Here is a 26665-nt window from a genome sequence, read left to right on the forward strand (position 1 = left end):
ATCCTGTAACGGGGACGATCCGGCCGGTCTACTAGGGAAAGATTTCCCGTTCGAGCGCGGCGCTCAGGGGTCCATTCATCCGGGAGGCATCCTCCGGTTCGCATCATCCACCGGCTTTCTGAAGTCCTCGCTCCCGCCTACTTATCCCCGTCATCGCATTGACAACTTAGTTAACTGAGTTCATCATAGAGCCGGGAAAGATGTTTGTCAAATTTTTATCCCCTCGAACATAAATCTGTTATGATAAGGTTATCGTGTTCACATTTTGTATTAAGTGAATGATAAAGGAGCATGGATCATGAAACAGGTGACCAAAGGGCAATGGTGCGGTTATGATACTTATATTTTGCACAGCCGCGACTTGGAAGTCACGCTGCTGCCACGTCTGGGCAACAACGTAATCTCCCTGTGGGACCGAAAGGAAAGACGAGAGGTTCTGCGTCGGCCGGAAGAGGCCGATCTGGATTTTTATATGCAGAAGCCGTATCACTTCGGCATTCCGCTCTTAATTCCGCCGGGACGTATCTCCAAGGGACAGTTTGAATTTGATGGGGCGCATTACCAGTTCGACCGCAACACCGCCGGTGACAATCACATTCACGGCCTGCACCGGACGCAATCCTGGTGCGTCAGCGATATCGAGGAAGACGAAGAAGGATGCGCGGTGACGACCGAGTTTAAGACGGCAGACGATGCCCATTGGATGGAGCAGCTGCCGGCGCCGCTCAAATTCGAGATGACATTCCGGCTGCAGGATGCGTCTTTAAAGCAGACCTTGAAGGTAACCCACCTTGGCGGCGAACGGAGCATTCCCTTCGGAATCGGCTATCACACCTGGTTCATGATTGACGGTCAGCCGAAGCGATGGAGCCTCAAGCTGCCGGTAGAGAGCATCTACGAATTGAATGACCAACTGCTGCCCACTGGAAATGTGCTTCCACTCGGTTCGCTGGATACCTTGAATGAAGGGATGAACCTGCAGGGCACGGGCTTCGACACCGCCCTGCGAATTGGAGAGAAGCGGCCCGTAGAAGCTCTGCTGCTCCGGGATGACGGCTATGGGCTGCGTTACCTTGCAGACGAAAGCTATTTCCGCCACTGGGTTATCTATACAAAAGGATCCGCCGACCAATTTCTCTGCGCCGAGCCATATACATGGCTGCCGGATGCACCCAATGTCTCCTCTGATCCGAACTTTACCGGCCTGCTCACGCTTGCCCCCGGACAGAGCCTTGAACTGACTACTTCAATTGAAATGATATATCCTGACATTTGAGATTTGCAGCCAATTGAGCATGCTGCTATTATTTGCCAAGAGGGCGGCCCGCCGAAACATTTGGACCGCCCTCTTATTTTAATTTCCAAAGCTCGCTTTTTATACACTTATTCCCAGCCTTATAACCTTCTTGCACCATGCATGATTTCCCGTCACCGCGCTCATACTATCTCTACCAAGGACGAAGGAGGTGACAAACATGGGTCAAGTAGGTCAAAGCCAAGGTCGCAGCAGTCGTTCCAACAATCTGATCGTTCCTCAAGCAAACGCCGCGCTGCAACAACTGAAATTTGAAGCGGCACAAGAGCTTGGTGTAACCATCCCTCAAGACGGTTACTACGGTAACTACACTTCCCGCGAAACCGGTTCTTTGGGAGGTTATATCACCAAGCGTCTCGTACAACTGGCAGAGCAGCAGCTCTCCGGTCGTTCGGGTCTGTAATGCCTCGTTTATCGCTTTTATTCGGTCTGCCCGTAAGGGTCCGCCGAGATGATTTGCAGCCCTCCCGCTTCCACAAGGAAGCGCGGGGGCTTTTTCATGGTTCGCACCGGTTATCCGCAGTCCTCCGTATCCTGCTGCACATTCCTCGGGTACCGGATCATCAGGTTAGCCATATTGTAATTGGACTCCAAAACAGCATCGACAATGATAATCCCCTTCTTCACGGCAAACTCATAGCTAATCTCTCCATGCGTCCATCGGCGCTTAAACTTCAGACTCTCGAGTGCCATCAAACGAAATGAAGACTGCTGCGAGGCTGTCAGCCCCTCCGTTTCCTCCGCAAATGTTCCACTGCGGCCGTACAGAGGATTATGACGAATTCCAAACTTTCCGATGATATTATTTCGTATTTGCACAAAAACCGTACCGGAAGATACCCCCGATAATTCCTCCTGAAGCTCTTTAAATACCAGGTCCATTTGCCTAGCCAAAGACAATTGATCCGTCTTAAGCATATTTTTCCTCCTCTGTCTTGCTTGCTACCTTACTCCCTAAGGCTTAGGACTCATTATAGGATAGAAGGCAACACCCCACAACAATTATCAACATAATTGGGTTATTATCCCTATAAAATGCGCTTTTTCTTCTATCTTCTTCCAACTTCACCTCGATAAAACGATCACTTTCGACAAATTCGCATAAAAAACGACCCCCACGACTAAATCCATCATGAGGGTCATTTCGCATTTACGTAATATTCAATCCATTACTTGCGCTTAATTACACTGACAAATAGCGAATCTTTCATAAATACGAAGTCAAGCTAAGTACTTAGTCATATCCAGGAAGGTGGAAATATCTTCAAGAATCAGGTCGGCGGCTCCCTGCCAAAAGTCCGGCTGCGACAGATCCACTCCCAGATGTTTGCCTGCCAGATCCTCAAGCGTCATTACGCCTGTGTCACGCAGCAGCGCATCATATTTGTCCGCAAAGGAGGGGCCTTCCTGCAGGGCGAGACGGTACAGTCCGGTGCTGAACATATACCCTACGGTATAAGGGAAGTTATAGAACGGCACGCCGGTAATATAAAAATGCAGCTTGGACGCCCAGAAATGCGGATGGTAGCTGGAAAGAATGCCGCCAAAAGCTTCCTTCTGCGCTTCAACCATCAGCGCGGAAATCTCTTCTGCGCTGACCAGTCCTGCCTTGCGCTGCTCGTAGAAACGGGTCTCAAACAGGAACCGGGCATGTATATTCATAAAAAAAGCAACGCTGTTCTGGATTTTCTCTTCCAGCAGAGCCAGCTTCTCTTCATCGCTCCCTGCCGCCTTGACCTGCGCGTCGGAGACGATGACTTCGGCGAAGGTCGAGGCCGTTTCCGCCACATTCATGGCATAGTTCTGGTTAAGCACCGGCTGGTCATCGAGCAGGTAGGAATGGTAAGCATGGCCCAGTTCATGCGCCAGCGTCGCGACATTGGAAGGCGTGCCGCTGTATGTCATAAATATCCGTGATTCCTTGCTAAGCGGGAACGAGACGCAAAAGCCGCCCGGACGCTTGCCCGGCCGGTCTTCCACTTCAATCCAGCTGCTGTCAAATGCCCGCTCGGCAAATTCCGCAAGCTTCTGACTGAATTTACCGAACTGGGTGATGATTTCTTCCGCCGCCCGGTCATAGGATATCTTGCCTGAGGACCGTGCCAACGGGGCCTCCACGTCCTCCCAGCCGAGCTTCGTAAGTCCCAGCAGCTTCGCCTTGCGTTCCAAATAGGCGATGAGCGCCGGCTTGCTCTTGACGATAACATCCCACATGACATCCAGCGATTCGCGGGACATGCGGTTGATGCCGAGGGGCTCTTTCAGCACGTCGTCCCATCCCCGGCGTTCATACAGCTTCAGGCGGAAGCCGGCCAGATGATTGAGTGTATCCGCGGCGTAATCGGCGACGCCTTCCCACGCCTTTTCCCATTTGACGAACATGTCCTTCCGGGCTTGATTGTCATTGTCGTGCAGCTTGTTGAAAGCCTGGCCCGCCGACAGCAGCTTCTCCCCGTCCTCATCCGTGTAGGGAATCGCGATGGAGCTGACAATTGTTTCATAATGCTCGCTCCAGCCGTGATAACCGTCCACCGCAAGCTCAAGCGCCAGGCTCTCCAGCTCCGGACTCATCTTCTCGCGGGCTTGATCCCGGCTCTCACTGAGCACGAACGTCAGCGGCGCGATCTCGGGCCGGGCCATCCATTGCCGCCATACATCGTCTTCCGTCTGGCGAAGCACATTTTCGAATTCAGAGGATACGCCCTGAAACCGGGCGCTTAGTCCGGCAACGGTTCCCGACAGGCGTACGGCTGCTTTATCCTGCTGGTTCTGCGCTCCGAGGCATCCGGCGAACTCCGAGGCCTGAACAACACGCGCGGTACAGCTTTGCAGAAGCGCAATGACGCCGTCCAGCGCCTTCGTCGACTCCAAATCCACCGGAGCCTTAGCCGCTCTTACTTGCTGCGCGAGCTTGCCAATATCGCCTTCTAGTTCGCTCAAGAATCGTTCAAATCCAGGGGATGCCGAGCCACCTTCAAAAATGGAATCCAGCTCCCAAGTTAAAGACAACGGCTGTTTCATTTTTGTACCACCATTCCTTTACTTTTCATTCGGTTCACCATTCACATCATACAACATTCACTTTGTAATCGGACGTATCCCATGGTAAAGTGAATAACACGCCATACCATTCATTAAAGAACAGGAGGACATTAATGATGCGGCCACTGCAAATTTCGCCGGAAACGGCCTTGGCGCTCTCCAAGCAGCTGGGTGTGCCTCTGGAACATTTAATGCATATGCCCCAGCATATTCTGCTGCAAAAAATAGCCGAACTATCCAAGAAAAATACGGATGGCGGGGAACCGAAAGACGGTGCAGAAGGCAAGGACGAAGCATGATTCCGTTCAGCCACACGTGGCCATACGAACTCATACTGGGCGATCTGTACGTCCAATCCTGCCCATTCTGCAGCGCGGAGAATGTGCTGCTCCCCATGAAGCCCAAAGAACTTCAGAGCGTCCGGGAAGGCAAGAAGAAGCTGCTTGTCTTCCCCTGCTGCAGCGAAAGACCTGTTGTCGTGGACAGCGACGGCGATTATCTGCTGTTCGACCGGGCGGTGCGTTAAAGGCACCGTCCGGCTCTTTTTTTAGATTAAAGAATTTATAAGTTTTCAGCGGAGCTGAACGATTCTTTAATCGCAAGAAAAAACAACCGCTAATGAGGGATTAGACAACTTCTTCGAAAAGACCCCGATAGGAATCTTTCTTATAATATCCCCCTCAGTCCTTCCGTCCCCGTACTCGAACCGCCTTTTTCTCCGAGCATCTGTTCGCGAATAATCGCCCACTGCTCGCGGGCCGCCCGAATCATCGCCGCATCCATAATTTTCTGGTCATTGACCAGACGCGAGAACCATTTAATCGCCTCATTGAACCAGCCAATGCGCCGGTTAAGTTCCCCGATCAGAAACATCAGGCGCGCATCATTTCCGGCTACCCCGTCCCGCTCAAATACATTAATGTAGGACTCCAGCGAATAATGAAGAAAGCGCTGTTCTTGCTCGGTGTTGCCCTGATACCGGTACATCCAGGCGATATGATGCAGAAGGCTGGCAACGATGCGCTCTTTGTCGCCTATGGCCTGCGCGCAGAGCAGCGCCAGCTTGTATGTCTCCAGCGCCTCCTCCCAGTTCCGCTTGCCTCCGAAATCACGGAGCTGCCAGCGGCTGCCTACCCGCTCACTAAAAGCCTTCCGCTGCCATTCGGCCAGCTTGCCCGCGGAGTTCTCCGTGGAGGCGAAGCCGCAGAAGGGACATACCCGGACGACGTAGTAATCGGGATTTTCTTCCTTGTAATATGAGCAAAAATCCGCATCCCGGCGAACAGCCCTCTTAAGGCTGGGACGCACTCTGGAGGTTACGAATTCGCGTTCACAATTGCAACAGGTTACTTTAATGGAGTATAGGGGCTCCAAATAGGTCATGTGCCCTCAATCCTTTCGCGTCAGTCATGCTTCAATCTCTTTCTCCGGGCATGTTGACAAAATGGCGGGCCGGGCCTGCAAGCCGGTGCAGTATGAGCGATCGGAGCGTCTCTTCTACTCCGGTTTCCTCCAGCGCTTCTCCCATGCAGCCCAGCCACTCCTCCGACCGTTCCTCCGTGATCGGCACATGCATATGACGCGCTCTCATCATTGGCTGACCGTACAGCTCGGAATACAGCTGCGGACCGCCGAAGAACTGAGTGAGGAAGCGGTATTGCTTGTCCATAACGGGGGCGATGTCTGCCGGAAACAGCGGGCCGAGCCGCGGATGCGCCTGCACTTTACTATAAAACACTTCCACCAGTTTGCGCAGCTTCTCGGCTCCTCCCAAATTTTCAAATATGCTTTTCTCCGGATTCATTGATGCAACCAACTTTCTGCCGACTTTAATAGTATTGACCTACTCATTATACCAAAATCAGGGTCGTTCGGCATCTTGCTAACGCGAAAAACGAGAGAAAAAATTCCTATATACCTAATAAATAAGCCCCATACCCCAAACCTTCGTCCTAAGAAAAGGTACCTATCGCTTAAATGTGAAAAAAAGTTCAATATTCCCTAAAAAAAGCCAAAAAAGACGCTAAACCAATGTTTAGCGTCTGCAGCATATTAATAGGTCCGCCAATCCTCATCACCGGGAGAGACGAGGGAGGCCCGGATGACATAAACAAAAGCGCAAACGAGAACGCCGGCAACTACGCTCATCATCATCACTCCATCCCTGAATATTAAAGTTTTCGGAAAGGTGCTTTAATTAATTTTATATTACCACAAATACAGTAAAAATGCACCCTCGATTGTAACCGCTTACTTATTTTTTTGTACTGTTTGTCCCTCTACATACATACATCTTACCATAGACCGGGAGGCGTATAAAATGACCTTAAAAAAGCTAAGCCGCTTGCTCTGGGCCTTGGGACTCGCCGGCTGTATGCTATTGGTACTGCTTTATCCCGAAGCTTCTCTTGGTGCCGCCCTGCGGGGAATGGCTATCTGGTGGGATGTGCTGTTCCCGTCGCTCTTTCCTTTCTTTGTCATCTCCGAACTCATGCTCGGCTTCGGAGTCGTCCACCTGTTCGGCGCTCTGTTCGATCCGCTGATGCGCCCGCTGTTCCGCATTCCAGGCAGCGGCGGCTTCGTGCTGGCGATGGGCTATGTGTCCGGCTATCCGGTCGGAGCCCGGCTGACGGCCAAGCTGCGGGAGCAGAGCTTGCTCACCCGCGTCGAAGGGGAACGGCTCGTAGCTTGTACGACTTCCTCCGATCCAATCTTCCTGCTAGGCGCTGTTTCGGTCGGATTTTTTCATAATCCAGCGTTGGGACCCTGCCTGGCGCTGGCCCATTACGGGAGCGGCCTGCTCGTAGGACTGCTGATGTCCTTTCACGGACGAAGGGAAGAGCGAAACGCCGCGGCCGGGCAGAAGTCCGCCCCGCTGCGTGAAACGTCTCGATCCGGCAAGCCGGAGAAGGAGCGGCCGGAAGCTGGCCGTCTCCGTACCGCCCTCGCTTCCATGGCCGAAGCGCGCCGCCGGGACGGGCGGACGCTCGGGGAACTGCTGAAGGGGGCGGTGCAATCCTCTTTGCAGCTTATTATTGTCGTAGGAGGGCTCGTTGTATTCTTCACTGTGCTGATGGAACTGCTGAACCGGGCGGGAGTAATGGCCTTCCTCTTCTCGGTAATCGGGCGGTTTCTTTCGGTTTTAGGTTTCCCTTCGGGGCTGACCGAGGCGGTAACCAGCGGCTTTTTCGAGGTTACGCTCGGCGCCAAAGCGGCCGGAAGCGCGTCAGCCGCACTCCCCTTCAAAGCCGCCGCCGCCGCATTCATTCTGTCCTGGGGCGGCCTGTCCGTGCATGCTCAGGTCTCCAGCATCTGGAACGGGACGGGACTCCGTTATCTGCCTTTTGCCGCCGCTCGTATACTGCATGCTTTCATGTCGGCCGGACTGACGCTGCTTCTCTGGCGGCCGATGATGGAAGCTTCGCCGGCGCTGGCTCCGCCCTGGACGCCGGGTCCCGCCCTGTACTCTCCCGCAGCCGGGTTCGTGCTTCTCGCCCTGCTGCTGGCCGGCACCTTGCTGCTGTCGCTTGCGGCGGCCGCCTCCGGCAGAGTCCTGCGGATTCTTCTCCGGCGCTGATAGTAGAGGGACGTGCATGCCCGCACGTCGGGAAAGGCGCTTTTCGCCGAAATTTCCTTAAGAACGGCCGCCTTTCTCGGACGAAGAGATGCATTCGTTTTTTTCGGGCTCAGTCTTTCCCCCGTTAAACATTGTTTTCCTAAGCAAGATTGATTATGATCGGTGTATGACAGAACCAACAAAGGAGTCTATTCATCTTGAGATATTATGTCCTGGACCGTGGCGATCAACTGTCCATTGATCTCAGTCAACAGTTTCATAAGCTTGCTGAAGAGCGGGGTCTGCAGCTCGATGCCGAGTCTCCCGAAATCGTAGTCTCCATCGGAGGAGACGGCACAATGCTTCATGCCTTCCATACCTTTATCGATCGGATTCCCGAGCTCGCCTTCGTCGGCGTTCATACCGGCCATCTCGGTTTCTATGCCGACTGGAAGTGCGAGGAACTCTCCACTCTGGTCGATTATATGTGCGGAAAAGGCGATCCCGGGCCGCATAAGCCGCGCATCGTGAAATACCCGCTTGTTGAGCTGGAAATCCATAGGAAATCGGGGACTACTTCGCATATCGCCCTTAACGAGTTCACTCTTAAAGGGGTTGAGGGCACGGTGGTTCTCCAGATCGACATTAACGACGAGACATTCGAGATGTTCCGCGGCGACGGCATCTGTGTTTCCACCCCCTCTGGGAGCACAGCCTACAATAAAAGTCTCGGAGGCGCGATGGTTCATCCCTCGATTGAGGCGCTGCAGATTGCGGAAGTCGCGTCGATTAACAATCGGGTGTTCCGGACGATGGGCTCCCCGCTGCTCCTGCCCAAGCATCATCACTGTGATATTTTCTCCCGGAGAGAGCAGAGGCTGATGCTGACCGTTGACCATACCAACTACCCTATCGATGATCTGATCTCTGTCAGATGCCAGGTATCGGAGAAAAAGGTCAGCTTCGCCCGTTACCGTCCGTTTCCGTTCTGGAAGCGCGTGCGTTCCGCATTCCTGGTATAGCATCAGTTACCGTCATCCCTTCACTAGTTCAGCTTCTCGTGCAAACAGCCGGTGCGTTATCTATGCGCCGGCCGCCGCCGCATGGGCTTTACCGCCCTATCAATCTAGTGGGACAGGCTTTTAATTTGATAGACAGAGAGAGAAACGGAATGGTATAATGAGCCTATTTTACAAATAGTTACATATAGAAGGAGAGAAATTTGTTGAAAAAATGGTTCATTATGCTGGGGGTCTTGTTGTTGTCCCTGGCTCTAGCGGTCCCCGCGCTCGCCGCGCCCGCGCCGATCAAGGTTTATATTGACGGCATCCAGCTTTCCTTTTCCTCTGGCTCTCCTTATTTGCAGAACGGCTCCGTTATGGTCCCATTCCGGGCCGTGTTCGAGAAGCTCGGCTTGAAGGTAGGCTGGGACCCCGCCAGCCGCGCAGTAACCGGCACAAGCCCGGAGCTTAGCTTGAAGCTGACCATCGGCAGCAGCCGCGCCGCGGTCAACAGCGTGGTCCGCAAGCTGCCGGCCGCTCCCGTGGAGTCCGGCGGAACCGCTTATGTGCCGCTGCGTTTTGTCGGCGAAGCCACCGGCGGCGGCGTAGTCTGGAACGCGTCCTCAAGAAGCGTCCAAATTACGAGACCCATATCCAGCAGCCGGGATAAAGCGGACATTGTCTCCCTGATGAGCACGCTGACGAGCTATTTTAACTCGGAGAATACAGCGGGGATTACCTCTTTGTCCCAGGCAGGCTCGGACTTCGCTCTGAGTATCAGCGCCCTTGAATTTTCATTCCGCAATTACGATTTGAAGAGCGAAATCAAAAGCGTCGATATCCTTAGCCTTGAGGCGAATGAAGCTACGGTGGCTACAGTAGAGACCTCCACCCGCATCGGAGGAGCCTATATTCCGGACACGCAGGACGAGTATATCTATACCCTTGTCCGTAACGGATCATGGAAGGTATCGAATATACAGAATCAGAAATCGACCCTTCTCTTGACGCGAGACCAAGGCATGAAGCCCGCTGAAATGCCGCAAAGCATCAGCACGGCCATTCAGGAATTGCTCAAACGCCATTATCAGAACCTGAACGACAAAAATGTGGCCGGAACGCTATCCACCTTAACTTCTCATGGCGAAGCACATAAAGATACGCAAAAAAAATCTTGGGAGGATTTCTTCAAGTCGTATAATTTGAGCTATGCCGTCTCAGCTTCAAATGTCTTTTACTACAGCGAAAATGAAGCAGCCGCCTATGTCGAGCGGCAGATTACGGATAAGAATGAATCGGCGTCTCACAACCAGACCCTCATTCTGATTCTGAACAAGTCAGCAGAAGGCACCTGGACCATCAGTGACAGCTACACCGTCTCCGATACAATGGAAGACGGATCAAATAATCCGTAAAGGGCGTATCAATGATGACATTCAAGAAGTTAGCGGCCGCAGCCGCAGGCAGTTGTTTGGCTTTATCGCTGATTCTGTCTCCCGCCGCTTTTGCCCAAGGCAGCAGTGAGACTGCCAGCCAGACCTCTTCGGAAACCGATTTGATCAATGAGGTTATGCAGTATGTAGAGAACTACAGCCTGACCGGTGCTGACAGGGATGCCCTGATCCGCGCTGCGGTCGACGGTATGGTGAACTCCCTGGGCGATCCATACAGCCAGTATTTCAGCAGCGATGAGAGCAAAGAGCTTCAAAATCAGTTGGCTTTGGATTATGTGGGTATCGGAGTACAGTTGGTCTTCTCGGGTAACGAGCTGTATATCGAGCAGGTCATGCCCGGATCGCCTGCGGAAAGCGCAGGGCTGAAACGCGGGGATACGATCCTGAAGATTAACGGTGTGAAAATCAGCGAGATAAAGAACGATCCGATCAGCGGAGAGGCGGGCACCAAAGTCACGCTGCTCATCCAGCGCGGCGGCGCAGCCAAGACTTACACCGTAAAGCGCAGCGAGATCAATTATCCATCCGTCACCGGCAAAATCGTAGGGCCGAAAATCGCCTATATTTCGCTGAACGGCTTCACAGAGGATTCGGACGAAGAATTTGCGGCCGTACTGAAAAATATGCGCGCTTCCGGAATGAAATCCATGATCCTCGATCTCCGGAACAATGGAGGCGGGTACATGGATTCCGCCTATAACATCGCATCTCAATTCATGGACAAGGGAATCATGATGTACACTGCGGACAATACGGGCGAGCTTACACCAGTAACGATTACGGACGGCTCCAAAATGGATGTGCCCGTAGTTATTCTAACAAACGAATATACCGCCAGCGCCTCCGAAGCACTGACCGGGGCCCTGCATGATAATCATCTCGCCACCGTTGTCGGCACCAAAACCTTCGGAAAAGCACGGATTCAGAGCCTGCTGGACCTGTCGGACGGCGGCCTGCTCAAGCTGACTACGGAACGGTATCTGACTCCGAACAAAGCCGATTTCAACCATATCGGGCTCTTGCCGGATCTTGAGGTAAAGGGTGAGGCAGCGCAGATTATTACCGCCCTTCAGCTCGCGGGCATGAAATCGATTGAGGCTGCGGGCGACAATCACATTCTCGACGTTAGCGGAACCGCCTTTGCCGGCAATGTTGGTCTGGTGAAACAGGGCGGCAGGATCTACGCCTCTGCCCGCGTTCTCTCCGCTCTTGTAGAAAGCGATCTGACATGGGATGCCAAGAATAAGAGGGCCATTGTAACCACCGGGTCAGGCAAAGCATCCAGCTTTACCGTTTCCTCCAAAGAAGCGCTCTCCCAAAACGGGGAAACCTTCATCGCTCTGGATGCCTTCAAGAAGAAATTTCCGTCCCTGGTCTGGGAGTATAACCAGACACAAAATCGTCTGACGCTAACCGTAAAATAAAGGGCAATCATCCATTATCCGGCCTAAAACATAAAAGGTGCCGCCGACGTTCGGCTGAACGTCGGCGGCACCTTTATTAATTATGAGCCAATGTCTTCGAAGGCATTACGACTGGCCAGCAGGACCTTGGGGCGGCTTCTGCCGAGTGTCCCTGGCTTTGGCTTCACGGGTCTGATGTTCCCTGCTTTGGTTCTCCCTCGCCTGATTCCCCCGGCCCTGAGTTTCCCTCGCCTGAGTCTCACGCGATCCGTTTTTTTTGCCCTGATAATCCTTGTTCCGATTATCTCTGTTGCGCTCCTTGAACGGTCTCTCTTTGGGAGTATACTCTTTGGCCGGCTGCTCCCGGGAAACCGCCGATTCCGCCTGGAACTTCCTGGAGGATAATTGCGGAATTGCTTCCTCCTTGGCGGAAGTCTCCTGGAAAGCAGCCTCATTGACGTGAACTTCCTTCGCAGTCTCGCCCGGCTCCTTGATCAGAATATCTTTGGCATTCGGGTCCTTGGGAGCATCCTTCAGTTTGCGGAGGACAAAATAGGCACAACCGAAATTGCAATATTCATTGATATAATCGACCAATCCGCAAATTGCCGTATCCCTATTCACTTTCGGATGATTATCCCGGTAAAATCCTTTCAAACGCAGCTGGCTGTAGCCCCAATCGCCGACAATATAGTCGTAGCGGTCAAGCACTTCGCTGTACCTTCCACGGAAGCTTTCCGGATTCCAGCCTTCCTTATGATTCACCATGAGCTCGTAGCTTTTGCCGCCTATAATGATCAAGCAAGACTCGCCTGCCTTTCACAAAAAATATGTTGCGCCGGCGGTCAGTTGGCCGCCATGCGTTCCCCGCGAGTCTTCGCGGCCGATTCAACCTGCTCATGCGCATGATAGGAGCTGCGCACGAGCGGCCCAGCCTCAACGTGGCTGAAGCCCCGCTTCAGTCCCTCTTCCTTCAGCCGTGCAAACTCCTCAGGCGGATAATATTTGACGACCTCCAGATGCTGCGGAGAAGGCTGCAGATATTGGCCCAGCGTAAGGATATCGCAGTCCACCTCGCGCAAATCGTCCATCGCCTGCAAAATCTCATCCCATTCCTCGCCAACGCCCAGCATAATACTGGACTTGGTCGGAATGTTCGGCTTCATTTCCTTAGCCCGGCGCAGCAGCTCCAGGGAGCGGCGGTACTTCGCCTTGGCCCGCACCCGGTCGGACATGCGCTCAACGGTCTCGATATTGTGGTTCAGAATGTCGGGATTACTGTCCATAACAATCTGGAGACTGTCACGGTCGCCGAGGAAATCGGGAATCAGCACTTCCACGCTGCACAGCGGGAGGCGTCTGCGGATCGCGGCTACCGTCTCGGCAAAAATCTTCGCACCGCCGTCCTTCAAATCGTCGCGCGCCACGCTCGTTACGACGCAGTGCCGCAGGTTCATGCCTTCCGCGGCTTCTGCTACCCGTTCCGGTTCCTGAAGATCCAGTTCGGTAGGCATCCCGGTGTTAACCGCACAGAAGCGGCAGGCGCGGGTGCAAATATCCCCCAGGATCATAAAAGTAGCGGTACGGTTCGCCCAGCATTCGTAAATGTTCGGGCAGCGCGCCTCTTCGCAGACGGTATGTAAAGTTTTAGAACGCATCATTCCTTTAATATCCTGATAATTCTCGCCGGTCGTCAGCTTAATCCGAATCCAATCCGGCTTGGGTTGTTTGGCAATTTCTTTTCTTGTCATGGTAGTAAACCCCTCTTCCGCCTGAATGTGAAAAGCTTTAAAGTTACTGCCTTACATTATAACATGCGCCGTCGGGAAATGCCTGCTTTTGTGAAAGAAGAGTGACAAAATCGATAAGGAGAACGGAACTACGCCGCTTTCTTAATCGGAAGCTTATGCCTGCCCGTAGACTGGACAAGATAATCCTCTCCGCCCCTTCGTCCCATTAAGCATGGATAAAATGCGCGGATTTGTTCAATCTAAGGTAAAGCGTTAGTTCATACGGGAATGAAAGGAGAACTATTACTGTGCCGTTATGGAGCGTAAATACGAGACGGGCACTGCTGTCTCTGTCTGCGGCAGCTCTGCTGTGGGGAAGCCTTGACAATCCGGCAGCAAATGCCGGGCTTGCCGCCCCGAAGGATACGAAGACTACAGCTGCCCCGCAACAAAAAGATAAGGCGGCGGACAAACCGCAAGCCGCAAAAAGCGGCAGTGCTGCCGCCGGTTCACGGAACGCCCTCCGCTCTACCAGCGCCGGAAACGTTTATACCGTCCGCCAGGCGCTATACGATCAAATGGGCGCGGCCACTGGCATTCCTTGGTTCCGTTTTGCAGCGATTGACCAATATGAGCGAACCCTTGCCAAAAAAAGCAAAGACGAGAACGGCGCGCCTGAACGCCTCACCGGAATTCACGTCCCGGCGCCGGTGTGGTGCGGACCATTGAATCCCAACCAGGAGGATACCTCTCCAGCTACAATCGCCTTCTTCAATGGCATTGGCCGCGACGGTTCCGGAGACGGCAAGGCCGATCCGGAGAATGATCTCGACGCGCTGTACACTATGGCCCGCCACCTGATGAAATACGGAAATTCCGGGAGCGACTTCAGCATTGGCGTCTGGGAGTATTACCACAACAGCCGCGCCTCGCAGCGCATCGCCCAATTCGCCAAGCTGTACGATCATTTCGACCGCCTGGATTTGTCGGGCAGCGCCTTTCCGCTCCCGCTCGGCAGCACATATTCCTTCCGCAGCACCTGGGGAACCGGAAGAAGCTGGGGCGGTGCACGGATACATGAAGGCACCGACCTGTTCACGCCGCACGGAGTAACCGTACGGAGTACCTGCTTCGGTATTGTGGAGACCAAGGGCTGGAACCGCTACGGCGGCTGGCGGATCGGCATCCGCGACATCGAGAACCGCTACCATTATTACGCCCACCTGTCCGGATTCGATAAATCGCTGTCCGCCGGCGATATCGTCATTCCCGGACAGCAGCTCGGCTGGGCTGGCAGCTCCGGCTACGGCAAACCGGGCACTCAGGGGAAATTCCCCCCGCATCTGCATTACGGCATTTACAAAGACCGAGGGCTTACAGAATGGGCCTTCGATCCTTATCCGCTGCTGAAGCAGTGGGAGAATGCCGAACGGAAGGCGCTAAGTAAGAACAAAAAGGGCCGCTGAGGAGAACGTTTATATTTAGGCAAACGGCTGCGCCGTTCTCGCTGGAAGGGCATCCATTACCGTCGAAATAGAAGGCTTTAGCGTCAAGCCTCTTCTCTGCCAATGCCGTATTCCGCCAGTTTGCGGTACAGGGTCGACTTGCCGATATTCAACATCCGGGCGGCCCCCACAACATTTCCGCCGCTTGCTGCCAACGCGCAGCGGATGCTCTCTATTTCGCTCTGCCGCATGCTCTTGACTGCGCGGGGATCAGCAGATTCGAACGCATGGGCGAGCGTGGGGAGCGGGTCCGGGAGGGTACTCTCCTTCTGCCCGGACTGAATCCGGACCGTATCCGATTCGGAAATACAATCCGAGCCGCATAAATAGTAGGCGCGCTGAACCGCGTTTTGCAGTTCACGCGCATTCCCTTTCCACTGCCGGTCTTGCAGTCTTTCCAGAAAAGCGGGGCCAAACCGTTTGGCCGGCCCGGGATTATCCCGATTGCACTTGTGCAGGAAGAGCTGAGCAAGCGGCGCGAGATCCTCGGCACGCTCCCTCAGCGGAAGCAGCTTGAGGTTAATGACATTCAGCCGGTAATACAAGTCGCTGCGGTAAGTCTTCTGCGCGATTTCCTCCAGCAGATCGCGGTTGGTGGCCGCTATGACCCGGACGTCCAACGTGCGTTCATGCTTGCCGCCGAGCCGCCGGACCTTGTGGTTATCCAGCACCCGCAGCAGCTTGGCTTGGATCTCCAGCGGCAGTTCCCCGATTTCGTCCAGAAATAGGGTTCCGCCATTCGCCAGCTCGAACTTTCCGGGATTGCCTTCACGCAGCGCGCCGGTAAAGGAGCCTTTTTCATACCCGAACAGTTCACTTTCTACCAATTCTCTCGGGAGCGCCGCGCAATTAATGGCGATAAACGGCCCGTCCGCGCGCGAGCTGGCGTTATGAATGGACTGGGCAAACAGTTCTTTACCGGTTCCGCTCTCTCCTTCGATCAGAACCGTGCAGTTCGTTCTGGCGATTTTCCTTGCAAAATCGATCTGTTCCTGCATATAAGGATTATGGGTTACGATATCCTCAAACCGGTAGTTCGCCTTGAAGCCGGCAAGCTGATTGACCTCTCTGCGCACCTGCCTGGCTTCCCGGATCGTAAGCGACGCCCCGATGACCCGATCGCCAAAGGAGTACGGTAAGATATTGGCCATGCAATCGATCTTTCTGCCATTAACCGTAAGCGTGCAATCCGCATAACTGATGCAGCGCTTGTTCCGGAACACGCCGTCCAGATCGACATCCTGCAGCAGTTCCTTAATATCCAGCCTCCGAACCTCTTCCATCGCCAGCATAAAAATGGAGGCCAGCCGTTCATTAAACTGTCTGATCCGGTATTCCGTATCAATGACCAGCAGTCCGTCCTGCATCGATTGAAATACGGCATTCATCAGCTGGTTCGTCTCCAGCACGTTAAGCTGTTCTTCGATGCTGCTTACGGCCGACACGGCGATGCCGAAGGTGTGGGGATGCACATCCTCCGCTTTGCCTGACAGGTCCAGGCATCCGATCACTCTCCCGGAGCTATCATGAATAGGGGCTGCTGAGCAGGTCCAAGCGTGATGCGATTCGCAGTAATGCTCGCCCCCGAGCACCTGTATCGGCATGTCGACGGCCAGCGCGGTTCCGACGGCGTTGGTGCCGACGCTGAGCTCATCCCATTTTGCCCCCTCGAAGAAATTCACCTTCGCGCACTCCGGCTCAATCTTTTTGTTAAGCAGGGTGCTGAGCAGCACTCCATCCTGGTCGGTCAGAACGATGGCGTAAACCGTATCCTTGATCACTTGATAGATGCTGTTCATAATCGGTTTGGCTACGGAAATGAGCAGGCTCTTCTCTTCCATCCGCCGCGCCAGCTCCTCCTTGGATACCTGCACCCCTTTTCCCTGCTGCGGGTTAACCCCAGCCATCCGACATCTCCTCCATGAAGCGGCGATAACAGGCCGTATTCCTTCTGGGACCTCCCCATGTTCTTCAAAAGCATCCCAGCTTCTCACTGTAGTCGGATAACTGATCATAATAAGGCGCCTCCCCTTGTCCTTGCGTGCTTTTAACCGCTTCCCGCGCAGTAAACGTTCACTTCCGCCCTCAAGAAACTGCGTTGCCGACTGCCAACACGTATCGGCCACCGCGCGCAGGTGAACGCAAATCGGCATTGTATGCGCTTACAATCATACTTTTATTATAAGGGGCCGGCTGGAAGCTGATACACGCAAAATAACGGATAAGATGAACTTCTCATGACAATTTCCCAATATGGGAAACGGGCAGCGTCCGTTCATCTTATCCGCAGGCTGAAGAAGGGAGGCTTCGCTTAATGCGAATGGATCGCACGGTGATTCACGGCAAGCGCCGCTTCGAGCAAAGCTTCGGAAACGGTAGGATGCGCATGCACCGTTGTTTCGATTTCATCCAGCGTCGCTTCCAGCCGAATTGCCAGCGCGCCTTGCGCGATTATATCCGTAGCCCTTGGTCCGGCGATATGAACCCCAAGAATCTCACCGGTCCGCGCATCGGTTACATATTTGACCAAACCGCCCGTTTCACCCATAATCATGGATTTGGCGTTGGCCTGAAGCGGGAAGCTTCCCGTCTTCACTTCCAATCCCTGTTCCCGGGCGTCGTCTTCGGTCAATCCGACCGAAGCCAGCTCCGGTCTCGTATACACGCAGGACGGAACCGTCCGGAAATCGACCGGAGACGGCTTCCCCATAATATGCTCCACCGCAACGATGCCTTCCGCCGAGGCGACATGCGCCAGCATGATTCCGCCGATGCAGTCGCCGATGGCGTAAATGGACGGCACCGCCGTTTGCATATTGCGGTCGACCTCGATGGCGCCTTTCTTTATAGAGACGCCGAGAATCTCCAGCCCGAGCCCCGACGTCATCGGACGGCGGCCAATGGACAGCAGCACTTTCTCCGCTGTGGCGGTAATCGGACCGGAAGGCGCGACCGCCGTTATGGACAGGCCCTTCGGCGTTTGCTCAATTCGCTCAACGCGGGTTTCCGTGTGAACGTCCACGCCGGCGGCAGCGAATTCTTTCCGCAGGCAACGGACGATGTCGCGGTCCATCACGGCGATCAGCTCCGGCAGCATCTCTATAATCGTAACCTTGCAGCCGAGGCTGCTGTATATACTGGCGAACTCGCAGCCGATTACTCCTCCGCCGATAATGCAGAGGCTGCCCGGCACCTCCGGCAGCGACAGGGCCTCGTCGCTTGTGATAACAGCGGAAAGCTCCGTCCCGGGAATCGGCACCCGCGACGGCACCGAACCGGTGGCGACGATTGCCCGGTCAAAGCCTATCGTCTGTGTGCTGCCGTCTTCCTTGCTCACTTCCAGCTCGTGCACGCCGGTAAACCTGCCGGTGCCGATAATTTTGGCCACTTTGTTCTTCTTAAGCAGCGCGTCGATTCCACCGGTGTTGATCCGGACAATCTTGTCCTTGCGCTTTTGCAGCTTCTTCCAGTCCACCGCAATCTGCGGAACGTCAAGACCGATTTCGGCTGATTCGCGCTTCAGCGCCGTATACAGCTCCGATGTATGCAGCAGCACTTTGGTCGGAATACAGCCGACATTGAGGCAAGTTCCGCCCAAAGCTTTTTTCTCCACCAGTGTCACTTCCGCTCCCAACTGGGCGGCCCTTATCGCGGCAACGTAACCGCCCGGACCGCCTCCCAGCACCACAATTTTCATCCCGTATTCTCCTTTCACAGCAGCAGCAGCGCCGGATTCTCCGCATACGCCTTAATTCTCTGCAAAAACCCGGCGGCATCCGCGCCATCCACCGCACGGTGGTCCGCCGTCAGGCTGAGATTCATCAGCGGCTTGATAACCACTTCGCCGTTCACGGCAACCGGCGTATCGACGATGGTATTTACGCCGAGAATCGCCACTTCGGGCTGGTTGATGATCGGGGAGAAGGATTCCATGCCGTACATCCCGAGGTTCGTTATGGTAAAGGTCCCGCCGGTCATGTCTGCCGGGGTCAGCGTATTATTTCTCGCGCCTTCGGCAAGGAAGCGCACTTCATCCGAGATTTCGCCCAGGCCTTTCAGCTGGGCGTTTCGGACAACCGGCACGACCAGACCGCTATCCAGGCCGACAGCCACGCCAATGTGAACCGCGTTTCTCAATACGAGGTCGTTGCCTTCGATGGAGCAATTAAGCAGCGGGAACTCGAGCAGCGCTTTGGCGGTAATCGCGACCAGCAGATCGGTGTAAGTGATCTTCCGCGAATCCTTCAGCTGCCGTCTAAGGGCGGCAAGCGCGGTGGTATCCACCCGCATGTTGTAGGTAACGGTTGGTGAAATATCCACGCTTTCGCGCATACGTTTGGCGATTACCTTGCGCATGGCGCTCATCGGAACCCGTGACACGGCCTGCTCCTCCGTATCTGCATTCCGCGCCGAAGCCGCTGACCGGGAGCCGGATACTGAAGCAGGAGCCTGGCCTGCGATTGCGGAGACAGCCCCTCCCGTGGCGGCAAAAGAGCGAACATCCTCCTTCATAATTCTGCCGTCCTTGTGAATGTCAGCGGGATTTACGCCAAGCGCCGCCGCTTCCTTCGCCGCAGCCGGAGAAATTCTAACCTTAGGCGAGCCGTGCTGGACGCTCTCGGCATAATGCCGCACGTCGCCGTCCGTTATCCGGCCCTGCGGCCCCGTGCCTTTTAAAGAAGACAGCTCCACTCCCAGCTCTTTTGCCGTTCGCCGCGCCAGCGGCGATGCCTTGATCCGGCCGCCGTGCGCGGCTGGCCCTTCCTGGACAGCTTCTTCCTCCGCAGCTTCCGCCTCCTCCCCGGAAACGGTTAGGCCGGATGCCTCATTCCCGGAAGCCGTCGGCTCTCCCTCTGACGGCTTGCCGGTAGCGCCCGCCGGAAGCAGCGCGGATATATCCTCGCTCGCGTCCGCAATAATCGCCAGAGGATGAAAAACTTCCACCGTTCCTTCCTCGACCAGAATCTCCCTAAGCACTCCGCTGGTCTTGGCTTCAATTTCATTGGATATTTTATCGGTCTCCACATCGAACAGAATGTCCCCCTGCTCGACGCGGTCTCCCTTGGCCTTCCGCCAATTGGAGACAGTTCCTTCAGTCATTGTCAGCCCCAGCTTGGGCAATACGACCAGTTCAGCCATGACGCACCTCCATGATTTTGCAAGTAATGGGCCGCAGGGTTTAGAACATCTCTTTGACGCCTTTGACAATATCCTCTACACTCGGCAGCACCAGCGATTCCAATACCTGGGAGTATGGAACCGGAGAATCCAGCGCGCCGATCCGGACGACGGGAGCGTCCAGCTCATCGAAGCACTGCTCTGATACAAGCGCCGACAGCTCGCCGCCATAGCCGCCGCGCTTCACTTCCTCCGTAACGACCAGCGCCCGGTGCGTCTTGGCGACAGACCTAAAGATCGTCTCTTTATCCAGCGGATAGAGCGACCGAAGATCTATGACCTCGGCCTCGATGCCGTCTTTGGCGAGCGCGGCCGCCGCCTTCAACGCGTCATGAACCTGTTTGCCATAGGTGATGATCGAGACATCGGCGCCTTCCCGCGCAATAGCGGCCGAGCCGAAAGGAACCTTGGACACCTTATCCGGCACTTCGCTTTTTTGCGAATACAGCACCTTGCTCTCGATATAGACCACCGGGTTGTCGTCGTCAATCGCGGTCAGCATAAGACCCCATGCGTCCGCAGCATTGGACGGGTACACGACCTTAAGCCCGGGCACATGCGTCACCCACGCCTCAAGGGAACCGGAATGCTGCGCTCCGGCGCTGATGCCGCCGCCTGCGGGGAGCCGCAGCACGAGCGGAACGGAGATTTTGCCGCCGAACATATATCTCATCTTGGCCGCTTGGTTAACCAGCCCATCCATGCCGAAGGTAAGAAAATCAATGAACATCAGCTCCGCCACCGGCCGGAGTCCCGTTGCTGCCGCTCCCACCGAAGCCCCGACAATAACCCCTTCCGAAATCGGTGTGTCACGAACCCGCTCTTCGCCAAACTGCTCCCACAGCCCTTTTGTGACGCCGAAGGTGCCGCCGTAAGGGCCGACATCCTCGCCCAGCAGAACGACGTCCTTGTTCTCCAGCATTTTCTCCCGCAAGGCTTCGCGGATGCCCTCGCCATAGGTTATTTTTCTCATCTGATTCGCGCCTCCTCGATCAAATCTGAGTAAATGTCCTGCACGGAAGACTCCGGAGCGGGATACGGGCTTGCGTCGGCGAACTCCAGCGCTTCCCGGATTTCCTCATCCACCTCGCGGCGGACCGCCTCAAGCTCCTCCTCCGTCAGAATGCTGCTTTCCAGCAGATGGCTTTCGAATCTTGGAAGCGGGTCCTTTTGCAGCCAGGCCTCCACTTCCTCCTTAGGCCGGTATGCACCCGAATCGCCTTCAAAATGGCCGTGCTGTCTGTAAGTTTTAAATTCCAGCAGCGTTGGTCCTTCGCCCGCACGCGCCCGGCTCACCGCCTGACCCACCTTCTCATAGACCGTAAGCACATCGTTGCCGTCCGCCGAGAGCGCAGGCATGCCGTACCCGACCGCCCGCTGCGAAATATCCTTAATATTCTGGTGTCTCGCCTGGCTGACGGAGATGCCGTACAGATTGTTCTCGCAGACAAAAATAACCGGAAGCTTCCACAGACTGGCCAAATTCATCGCCTCATGGAAGGTGCTTTGATTCGTGGAAGCGTCTCCAAAAAAGCATACGCTCACCTGGTCGGTGCCTCTGTACTGCGCGCTCCAGGCCGATCCCGTGGCGATCAGATGTCCGGCCCCGACGATGCCGTTGGCGCCAAGGATGCCCAGTTCAGCGTCCGCAATGTGCATGGACCCTCCTTTGCCTTTACAGTAACCCGTTTCTTTGCCGAATAATTCCGCCATCATGTACTTCAGATTGCCGCCCTTGGCGACGATATGCCCATGCCCCCGGTGGGTGCTCGTAATAAAGTCGTCGTCCCTTAAGTTTGCGCATGTGCCGACGGCGATGGCCTCTTCACCGATATATAAATGCACAAAGCCCGGAATCTTGCCTTCCGCGAAGAACACCGAAGCCGTCTTTTCAAACTTGCGAATTCTCAGCATTTTCCGGTACATCTCACTCAACAATTCTTTTGAAATGCTCAAGTGAATCCCTCCCGTTTCTGAATGTAATGCCATGCTCCCCCTCCTGAAACCTCCTTCTGATGATTTGCCTTTCACTTATATATTAGGATGCAATTTCCGTGCCAATATTTAATGTCTGAAAGAAAGCAATGAAATGGCCGAAGTATGAAGCGAAGCACCAAAAAGCCCTTCCCATTATGGGAAAGGCTCGGCGAAATTGTTCCCATTTCGGGAAGAAGCGGGAAATATGGGAATTTAGGAAGCGCCGCAGATGAACTGAAGAACCTCACCCATGACCTTGTCTTTCTCCTCGCAGTAGCACAGCATATGGCCGCTGCGTTCGATCAGCAGGACTTCCTTGACGGGAGAACCGATATGCTGCTGCAGATAGGCTGCGCTCTTAGTCTTGACCAGATGGTCCTTTTTTCCCTGCACAATCAAGGTCGGCGCCTCGATCTGCGGGTACAGGTCAAAGCTCTCGCGGACGATCCGGCCAAATTCACGGTTGGCATGGACCGGAGTCGAGCCGAACTTGCTCACATAGTTCTTCAGCATCGTGAGGCTGCCCAGCGTCTTGATAATTTCGGCCGGATTCAGCGGGAACACCGGAGCGGCCAGCAGCGTCAGCGATTTGACCACGGCTTTATGCCGGGCGGCCAGAAAGGAGGCGATTAACGCACCCATCGAGAAGCCGATCACATGCACCCCGTACCTGTTCTCCGCAAGCTCTTCCAGCTCTTTTCCAGCCTGCCGGTACCAATCCTCCCGGTTCGCCCGCAGCATATCGGCTCTTCGGCCGGTGTGCCCCTCCAGCGTGAACGTGCGGGTTAGACAATGATGCTGTTCCAAATATTCCGACAGAGGCTCGATTTCAAAAATACCTCCGGTAAATCCGTGAATGAATAAGCAGCGTTCCATGACCATTCCTCTTTTCGCGGCGGTTCGGTGTTACGATGAGTTTATTATAAGCCTGCCGCTTAAAGAGATACAAAAGTGCAGAGCAGGCGCCCCGCCAGTTCGCCCGCTCAGGGCAGCTTCACAGATGATCGCCGTCCTTCATCCGGTACCCCACGCCCACCTCCGTGACGATGTATTTCGGCTCCGCCGGATTGGCTTCAATCTTTCTGCGAATATTGGCCATGTTCACCCTCAACGTCTGGTTCTCGTTCGTATAGGGCCCCCATATTTCCCGAATCAGAAAATCATGGGTCAGCACCTTCCCGGCATGCCTTGCGAGCAGCGTAATGATTTTATATTCGATCGGCGTAAAATGAATCTCCCGGCCCTCCACCGTTACCGTACGCTTTTCATAATCAATCGACATCTGGCCGATGCTGATCTTCTCCTGCGCAGGGCTGCCTTCGCCCTTCCGGTTGTGGCGGATCGCCGTCCGGATGCGGGCCAACAGCTCCGAAGTGCCGAAAGGCTTCGTAATATAATCGTCCGCGCCGAGATCGAGCGCCTCCACCTTCTCCCGCTCATGGCCGCGCGCCGAGACGACGACGATGGGCATGCTGCTCCACTGGCGCACCCGCCGCAGCACCTCGATGCCGTCGATATCCGGCAAGCCGAGATCGAGCAGCATGAGGTCGGGATGGTGTGAGGCTGCCAAAGAGACGGCTTCCTCCCCTTTGTCCGTCCGGAGCACCGCATAATCATTCGAATTCAATACGGTCGAAATATAGGTGCTGATTCCGGCCTCATCCTCGACGACCAGAATCAGGACTTTTCCATTCATTGGATGCCTCCTCCTCCAGCGGCAGAATCACGCGGAACACCGCTCCGCCGCTCCGTTTATTCTCTGCCTCCAATTTGCCGCGGTGGGCTTTGACAATGGACATGCAGATGGACAGGCCAATTCCCATCCCCCGCGAGGAGTCGGGGCTTCTGCCGCCGGAAGCGGCATAGCTGTCGAACAAATGCGGCAGTTCCCGCTCGTCGATGCCCTCCCCGTTGTCACTCACCTCCAGCACCGCGTTATTACCTTTCTTCATTAATGTAACCTCGATCAGCGTATTCTCCCCGGAATGCTTGATCGCATTCTCCACAAGATTGATGATGACCTGCTCGATCAACGTGCCGTCCATCGGCACCATCAGCAGCTCGTCGGGTACCTTGACGTTAATATTCCGGTCCTTGAACCGGCTTCGGATTCGGCTGATTGCCTCAGCGACAATTTCCTCCGCCGCTTCCGCCGTTTTGCTGACATTGACGCTTCCTTCCTTGATTCGCGTGATGGAAAGCAAATTTTCTACCATTCGGATCAGCCACTGGGAATCTTCCTTGATATGCTGAAGGAGCCGCCCTTTGACCTCCTGGTCCAAAGCGTCGCCGCTCTCCAGCATCGCCGAGCTTGCCCCAAGTATGCCTGTCAGCGGCGTGCGCAGGTCATGCGAGATCGCCCGGAGCAGATTGCTGCGCATCTTCTCCTTCTCGGAGTCGAGCAGGATGCGGCGCTGCTCGTCAGACAGACGCTGCCGCTCCAATGCCATCGCCACCTGGGAGGCGATCATCCGGAGGAATGACCGCTGGCCGGGTCCCAGCAAAGCCCCGCCGAAGCAGGAAATACCGATAACGCCCAGCACGCGGGCCTGGGAAATGACCGGCATGTAAAATCCGTTGGCGCCCTGTAGTGTATCCGTTCCGGCTCCGGCGCGCTTCTGGTTGGCGAATACCCAATGCGCCACCGCCGCCTCCTCGGAGGTTTGCAGGAGGGAGGCATCCTCTCCGTACGCCGCCAGCAAGCTTCCTTCCATTCCGTCCGCCGGATCGCTCGTATAAAAAATAACGGAACGGCCAAACAGCTTGACGATATAGCTGCTTGTCAGCTTAACGATCTGCTCCAGTTCGCGGGTAATCAGCAATTTTTTATTGATTTCGTACAGCACCTCGGTCCGCCGCTCACGCTCCACCGCCACGCGCGCCTGCATTCGGTTGCGGACCGTCAAAGCGCTGGTTGTCAAGGCCACGACGAGCATAATCACGAATGTCAGCGGATAGCCCGCCTGAACCGCCGAGAATGAAAAATACGGATAAGTGAACAGAAAGTTGAACATTAAGACGCTAAGCACGGAAGCGGCCACGCCGTAGGCATAGCCGGTGGTTATCCGCGAGACGATTAGCACCGATAAAATATAGACCATAATAATATTCTGGTCGCCAACATTCATCCTGTGCAGGCCGAAAGAGCAAAGGGTAGCCGCGGCCAGAATGCCCATCGCCTTCAGCGTGTCAGCCCGAGAAAAATACAAGCGGTCGGCGGGCAAGCGGACCTTCGGCTTTCGGTACGGCTTCAGCGCGGCGCTGTCGGGAATGATATGAATTTCCGTCTGAGGCAGCCTGGACAGCAATTTATCCTCCAGAGCCATCTCAAACCGGCGGCCAAAGCGCTTCTTGGTCCGGCTCTTTCCGATGACGATATTCGTAATATCCGACAGCTTGGCGTATTCCGCAATGCAGGAAGCCACATCGTATCCGCTGAGCGTAACGACCTCGGCGCCAAGCCGCTCCGCAAGCTCCATATTGTCGCGGACGCTCTTGTCCGGGAAGCCGCCCCCTTGTTCGCCATCCGCGCGCTCCACGTACACCGCCGTCCATGGGGCGTGAAACGCTTCGGCCGTACGGGCGGTCCACCGGATGCATTTGGCGGAGGTTGGCGACGGGCTGATGCAGACCAGCCATTTGATGCCCGCGGACTTCCCGGGAGTCCGGCGCTCGGATAGGTTATCGTGACTGATCCGGTCCGCCGCCTTCCTCATGGCGATTTCACGCAGCAGTCTAAGATTGCTATTGGTGAAAAAATGATCCATCGCCGTCGCTGCACGCTCGGGACGATAAATTTTACCCTCTGTAAAGCGTTTGAGCAGTTCATCCGGATCGATGTCGATCAGCTTGACCTTGTCCGCGCAGTCAAACACATAATCGGGAATCGTCTCCCGGACAACGACTTTCGTAATTCCCTGGACCACATCGTTCAAGCTCTCGATATGCTGGACGTTAACAGTCGTGTATACGTCGATTCCCGCCTGAAGCAGTTCCTCGACATCCTGGTAGCGCTTCTTGTTCCGCACGCCGTCCGCATTGGAATGCGCAAGCTCGTCTACGAGGATAAGCTCCGGCTTTCGCTCGAGCGCCTGATCCAAATCGAACTCGCGCAGACGGATATGTTTATGCTCCACGACTTTGGGAGCCAGCGTCGGGAGGCCTTCGAGCAGCTGCAGCGTTTCCGGGCGGGTATGCGGCTCGACATATCCGACCAGCACGTCAACCCCGCGCTGAAGCTGTTCCCTGGCATCGTCCAGCATGGCGTACGTCTTGCCCACACCGGCGGCATACCCGAAGAAGATTTTGAGCTTTCCGGTCCTTAAGCCCTGTTCGGAAGGGATATCCTTCAACAGTTCATCGGGGTCCGGGCGTTCGTCTTGATAAGATAACATGGTTCACCGCCTTAAGTAGAAACGGCTGCGCCGTCCTCTTCCAGAGGACGGCGTCCGGATAGAGACAATCACCGTTTCTCGCAGATTATTGAAGAGCCGCAGGCTTTAAG

General features: G+C 55.0%; 23 protein-coding genes. 9 read left to right on the forward strand and 14 right to left on the reverse strand.

Annotated features, from left to right (window positions below; translation table 11 throughout):
- Window positions 1–298: 298 nt before the first annotated feature.
- On the forward strand, window positions 299–1276 hold the full coding sequence (locus KP014_RS26345) for an aldose 1-epimerase (protein ID WP_036594701.1): 978 nt from the start codon (window positions 299–301) through the stop codon (window positions 1274–1276).
- Between the two features lie 199 nt (window positions 1277–1475).
- Entirely contained in the window at window positions 1476–1718 is a 243-nt protein-coding gene (locus KP014_RS26350) for an alpha/beta-type small acid-soluble spore protein (RefSeq protein WP_036594698.1), read from the forward strand.
- A 110-nt stretch (window positions 1719–1828) separates the two neighbouring features.
- Here the strand turns inward: KP014_RS26350 and KP014_RS26355 are convergent, their stop codons facing one another.
- Together KP014_RS26355 and KP014_RS26360 are read right to left on the reverse strand one after the other, a co-directional pair.
- On the reverse strand, window positions 1829–2233 hold the full coding sequence (locus tag KP014_RS26355; RefSeq protein WP_036594695.1) for a hypothetical protein: 405 nt from the start codon (window positions 2231–2233) through the stop codon (window positions 1829–1831).
- A 303-nt stretch (window positions 2234–2536) separates the two neighbouring features.
- On the reverse strand, window positions 2537–4336 hold the full coding sequence (locus KP014_RS26360) for a M3 family oligoendopeptidase (RefSeq protein ID WP_036594693.1): 1800 nt from the start codon (window positions 4334–4336) through the stop codon (window positions 2537–2539).
- Window positions 4337–4473: 137 nt separating this feature from the next.
- On the opposite strand from KP014_RS26360, the gene KP014_RS26365 reads away from it, so the two are divergent.
- Both KP014_RS26365 and KP014_RS26370 read left to right on the forward strand, forming a co-directional pair.
- On the forward strand, window positions 4474–4656 hold the full coding sequence (locus tag KP014_RS26365) for a YycC family protein (protein WP_036594730.1): 183 nt from the start codon (window positions 4474–4476) through the stop codon (window positions 4654–4656).
- Window positions 4653–4883 (forward strand): hypothetical protein, encoded by a 231-nt coding sequence (locus tag KP014_RS26370; protein WP_025695895.1) that lies wholly within the window; start codon window positions 4653–4655, stop codon window positions 4881–4883. Before KP014_RS26365 ends, KP014_RS26370 begins: the two co-directional genes overlap by 4 nt.
- Before the next feature lie 140 nt (window positions 4884–5023).
- Here KP014_RS26370 and KP014_RS26375 read toward each other — a convergent pair whose 3' ends face one another.
- Window positions 5024–5740 carry a DUF2225 domain-containing protein gene (locus KP014_RS26375; RefSeq protein WP_090834668.1) on the reverse strand — a complete coding sequence of 239 codons (717 nt, stop codon included), beginning with the start codon at window positions 5738–5740 and terminating at the stop codon, window positions 5024–5026.
- Window positions 5741–5771: 31 nt separating this feature from the next.
- Window positions 5772–6161 carry a globin domain-containing protein gene (locus KP014_RS26380; RefSeq protein WP_036589706.1) on the reverse strand — a complete coding sequence of 130 codons (390 nt, stop codon included), beginning with the start codon at window positions 6159–6161 and terminating at the stop codon, window positions 5772–5774.
- A gap of 516 nt (window positions 6162–6677) precedes the next feature.
- On the opposite strand from KP014_RS26380, the gene ylbJ reads away from it, so the two are divergent.
- The 4 genes from ylbJ (at window position 6678) to KP014_RS26400 (ending at window position 11792) form a co-directional block, all read left to right on the forward strand.
- The gene (gene ylbJ, locus KP014_RS26385; protein ID WP_090834666.1) at window positions 6678–7934 is read left to right on the forward strand and encodes a sporulation integral membrane protein YlbJ; all 1257 of its coding nucleotides are present in this window, start codon (window positions 6678–6680) and stop codon (window positions 7932–7934) included.
- Between the two features lie 197 nt (window positions 7935–8131).
- Window positions 8132–8935, forward strand: coding sequence for an NAD kinase (locus tag KP014_RS26390; protein WP_036597263.1), 804 nt, complete (start codon window positions 8132–8134; stop codon window positions 8933–8935).
- Window positions 8936–9138: 203 nt separating this feature from the next.
- Entirely contained in the window at window positions 9139–10329 is a 1191-nt protein-coding gene (locus KP014_RS26395; RefSeq protein WP_090834664.1) for a copper amine oxidase N-terminal domain-containing protein, read from the forward strand.
- Between the two features lie 11 nt (window positions 10330–10340).
- Window positions 10341–11792 (forward strand): S41 family peptidase, encoded by a 1452-nt coding sequence (locus tag KP014_RS26400; protein ID WP_051499668.1) that lies wholly within the window; start codon window positions 10341–10343, stop codon window positions 11790–11792.
- 105 nt (window positions 11793–11897) lie between these two features.
- Here the strand turns inward: KP014_RS26400 and KP014_RS26405 are convergent, their stop codons facing one another.
- Together KP014_RS26405 and lipA are read right to left on the reverse strand one after the other, a co-directional pair.
- Entirely contained in the window at window positions 11898–12572 is a 675-nt protein-coding gene (locus tag KP014_RS26405) for a YutD family protein (protein WP_090834661.1), read from the reverse strand.
- Window positions 12573–12616: 44 nt separating this feature from the next.
- Window positions 12617–13522, reverse strand: a complete 906-nt coding sequence (gene lipA, locus KP014_RS26410; RefSeq protein WP_036602745.1) for a lipoyl synthase — start codon at window positions 13520–13522, stop codon at window positions 12617–12619.
- Window positions 13523–13809: 287 nt separating this feature from the next.
- Between lipA and KP014_RS26415 the strand changes: the two genes are divergently transcribed.
- Window positions 13810–14967 carry a M23 family metallopeptidase gene (locus KP014_RS26415; protein ID WP_246590590.1) on the forward strand — a complete coding sequence of 386 codons (1158 nt, stop codon included), beginning with the start codon at window positions 13810–13812 and terminating at the stop codon, window positions 14965–14967.
- 83 nt (window positions 14968–15050) lie between these two features.
- Here KP014_RS26415 and KP014_RS26420 read toward each other — a convergent pair whose 3' ends face one another.
- The 8 genes from KP014_RS26420 to KP014_RS26455 all read right to left on the reverse strand — a co-directional run bounded on the left by KP014_RS26420 (window position 15051) and on the right by KP014_RS26455 (window position 26555).
- Window positions 15051–16913, reverse strand: a complete 1863-nt coding sequence (locus tag KP014_RS26420; protein ID WP_051500554.1) for a sigma-54-dependent Fis family transcriptional regulator — start codon at window positions 16911–16913, stop codon at window positions 15051–15053.
- A 404-nt stretch (window positions 16914–17317) separates the two neighbouring features.
- A complete protein-coding gene (gene lpdA / locus KP014_RS26425; RefSeq protein WP_090834659.1) occupies window positions 17318–18703 on the reverse strand; it encodes a dihydrolipoyl dehydrogenase in 1386 nt (461 codons plus the stop codon).
- Window positions 18704–18717: 14 nt separating this feature from the next.
- Window positions 18718–20145, reverse strand: a complete 1428-nt coding sequence (locus KP014_RS26430; protein WP_090834657.1) for a dihydrolipoamide acetyltransferase family protein — start codon at window positions 20143–20145, stop codon at window positions 18718–18720.
- A gap of 40 nt (window positions 20146–20185) precedes the next feature.
- The gene (locus KP014_RS26435; RefSeq protein WP_036595402.1) at window positions 20186–21157 is read right to left on the reverse strand and encodes an alpha-ketoacid dehydrogenase subunit beta; all 972 of its coding nucleotides are present in this window, start codon (window positions 21155–21157) and stop codon (window positions 20186–20188) included.
- The gene (locus tag KP014_RS26440) at window positions 21154–22173 is read right to left on the reverse strand and encodes a thiamine pyrophosphate-dependent dehydrogenase E1 component subunit alpha (protein ID WP_051500062.1); all 1020 of its coding nucleotides are present in this window, start codon (window positions 22171–22173) and stop codon (window positions 21154–21156) included. The genes KP014_RS26435 and KP014_RS26440 overlap by 4 nt, the downstream gene beginning before the upstream one ends.
- A gap of 201 nt (window positions 22174–22374) precedes the next feature.
- Entirely contained in the window at window positions 22375–23037 is a 663-nt protein-coding gene (locus KP014_RS26445; protein WP_036595404.1) for an alpha/beta hydrolase, read from the reverse strand.
- Between the two features lie 118 nt (window positions 23038–23155).
- Window positions 23156–23857 carry a response regulator gene (locus tag KP014_RS26450; RefSeq protein ID WP_036595406.1) on the reverse strand — a complete coding sequence of 234 codons (702 nt, stop codon included), beginning with the start codon at window positions 23855–23857 and terminating at the stop codon, window positions 23156–23158.
- On the reverse strand, window positions 23820–26555 hold the full coding sequence (locus KP014_RS26455; protein WP_090834653.1) for a sensor histidine kinase: 2736 nt from the start codon (window positions 26553–26555) through the stop codon (window positions 23820–23822). The genes KP014_RS26450 and KP014_RS26455 overlap by 38 nt, the downstream gene beginning before the upstream one ends.
- Window positions 26556–26665 lie beyond the last annotated feature (110 nt).

This window comes from Paenibacillus sophorae, from assembly GCF_018966525.1.
GTDB lineage: Bacteria > Bacillota > Bacilli > Paenibacillales > Paenibacillaceae > Paenibacillus_AQ > Paenibacillus_AQ sophorae.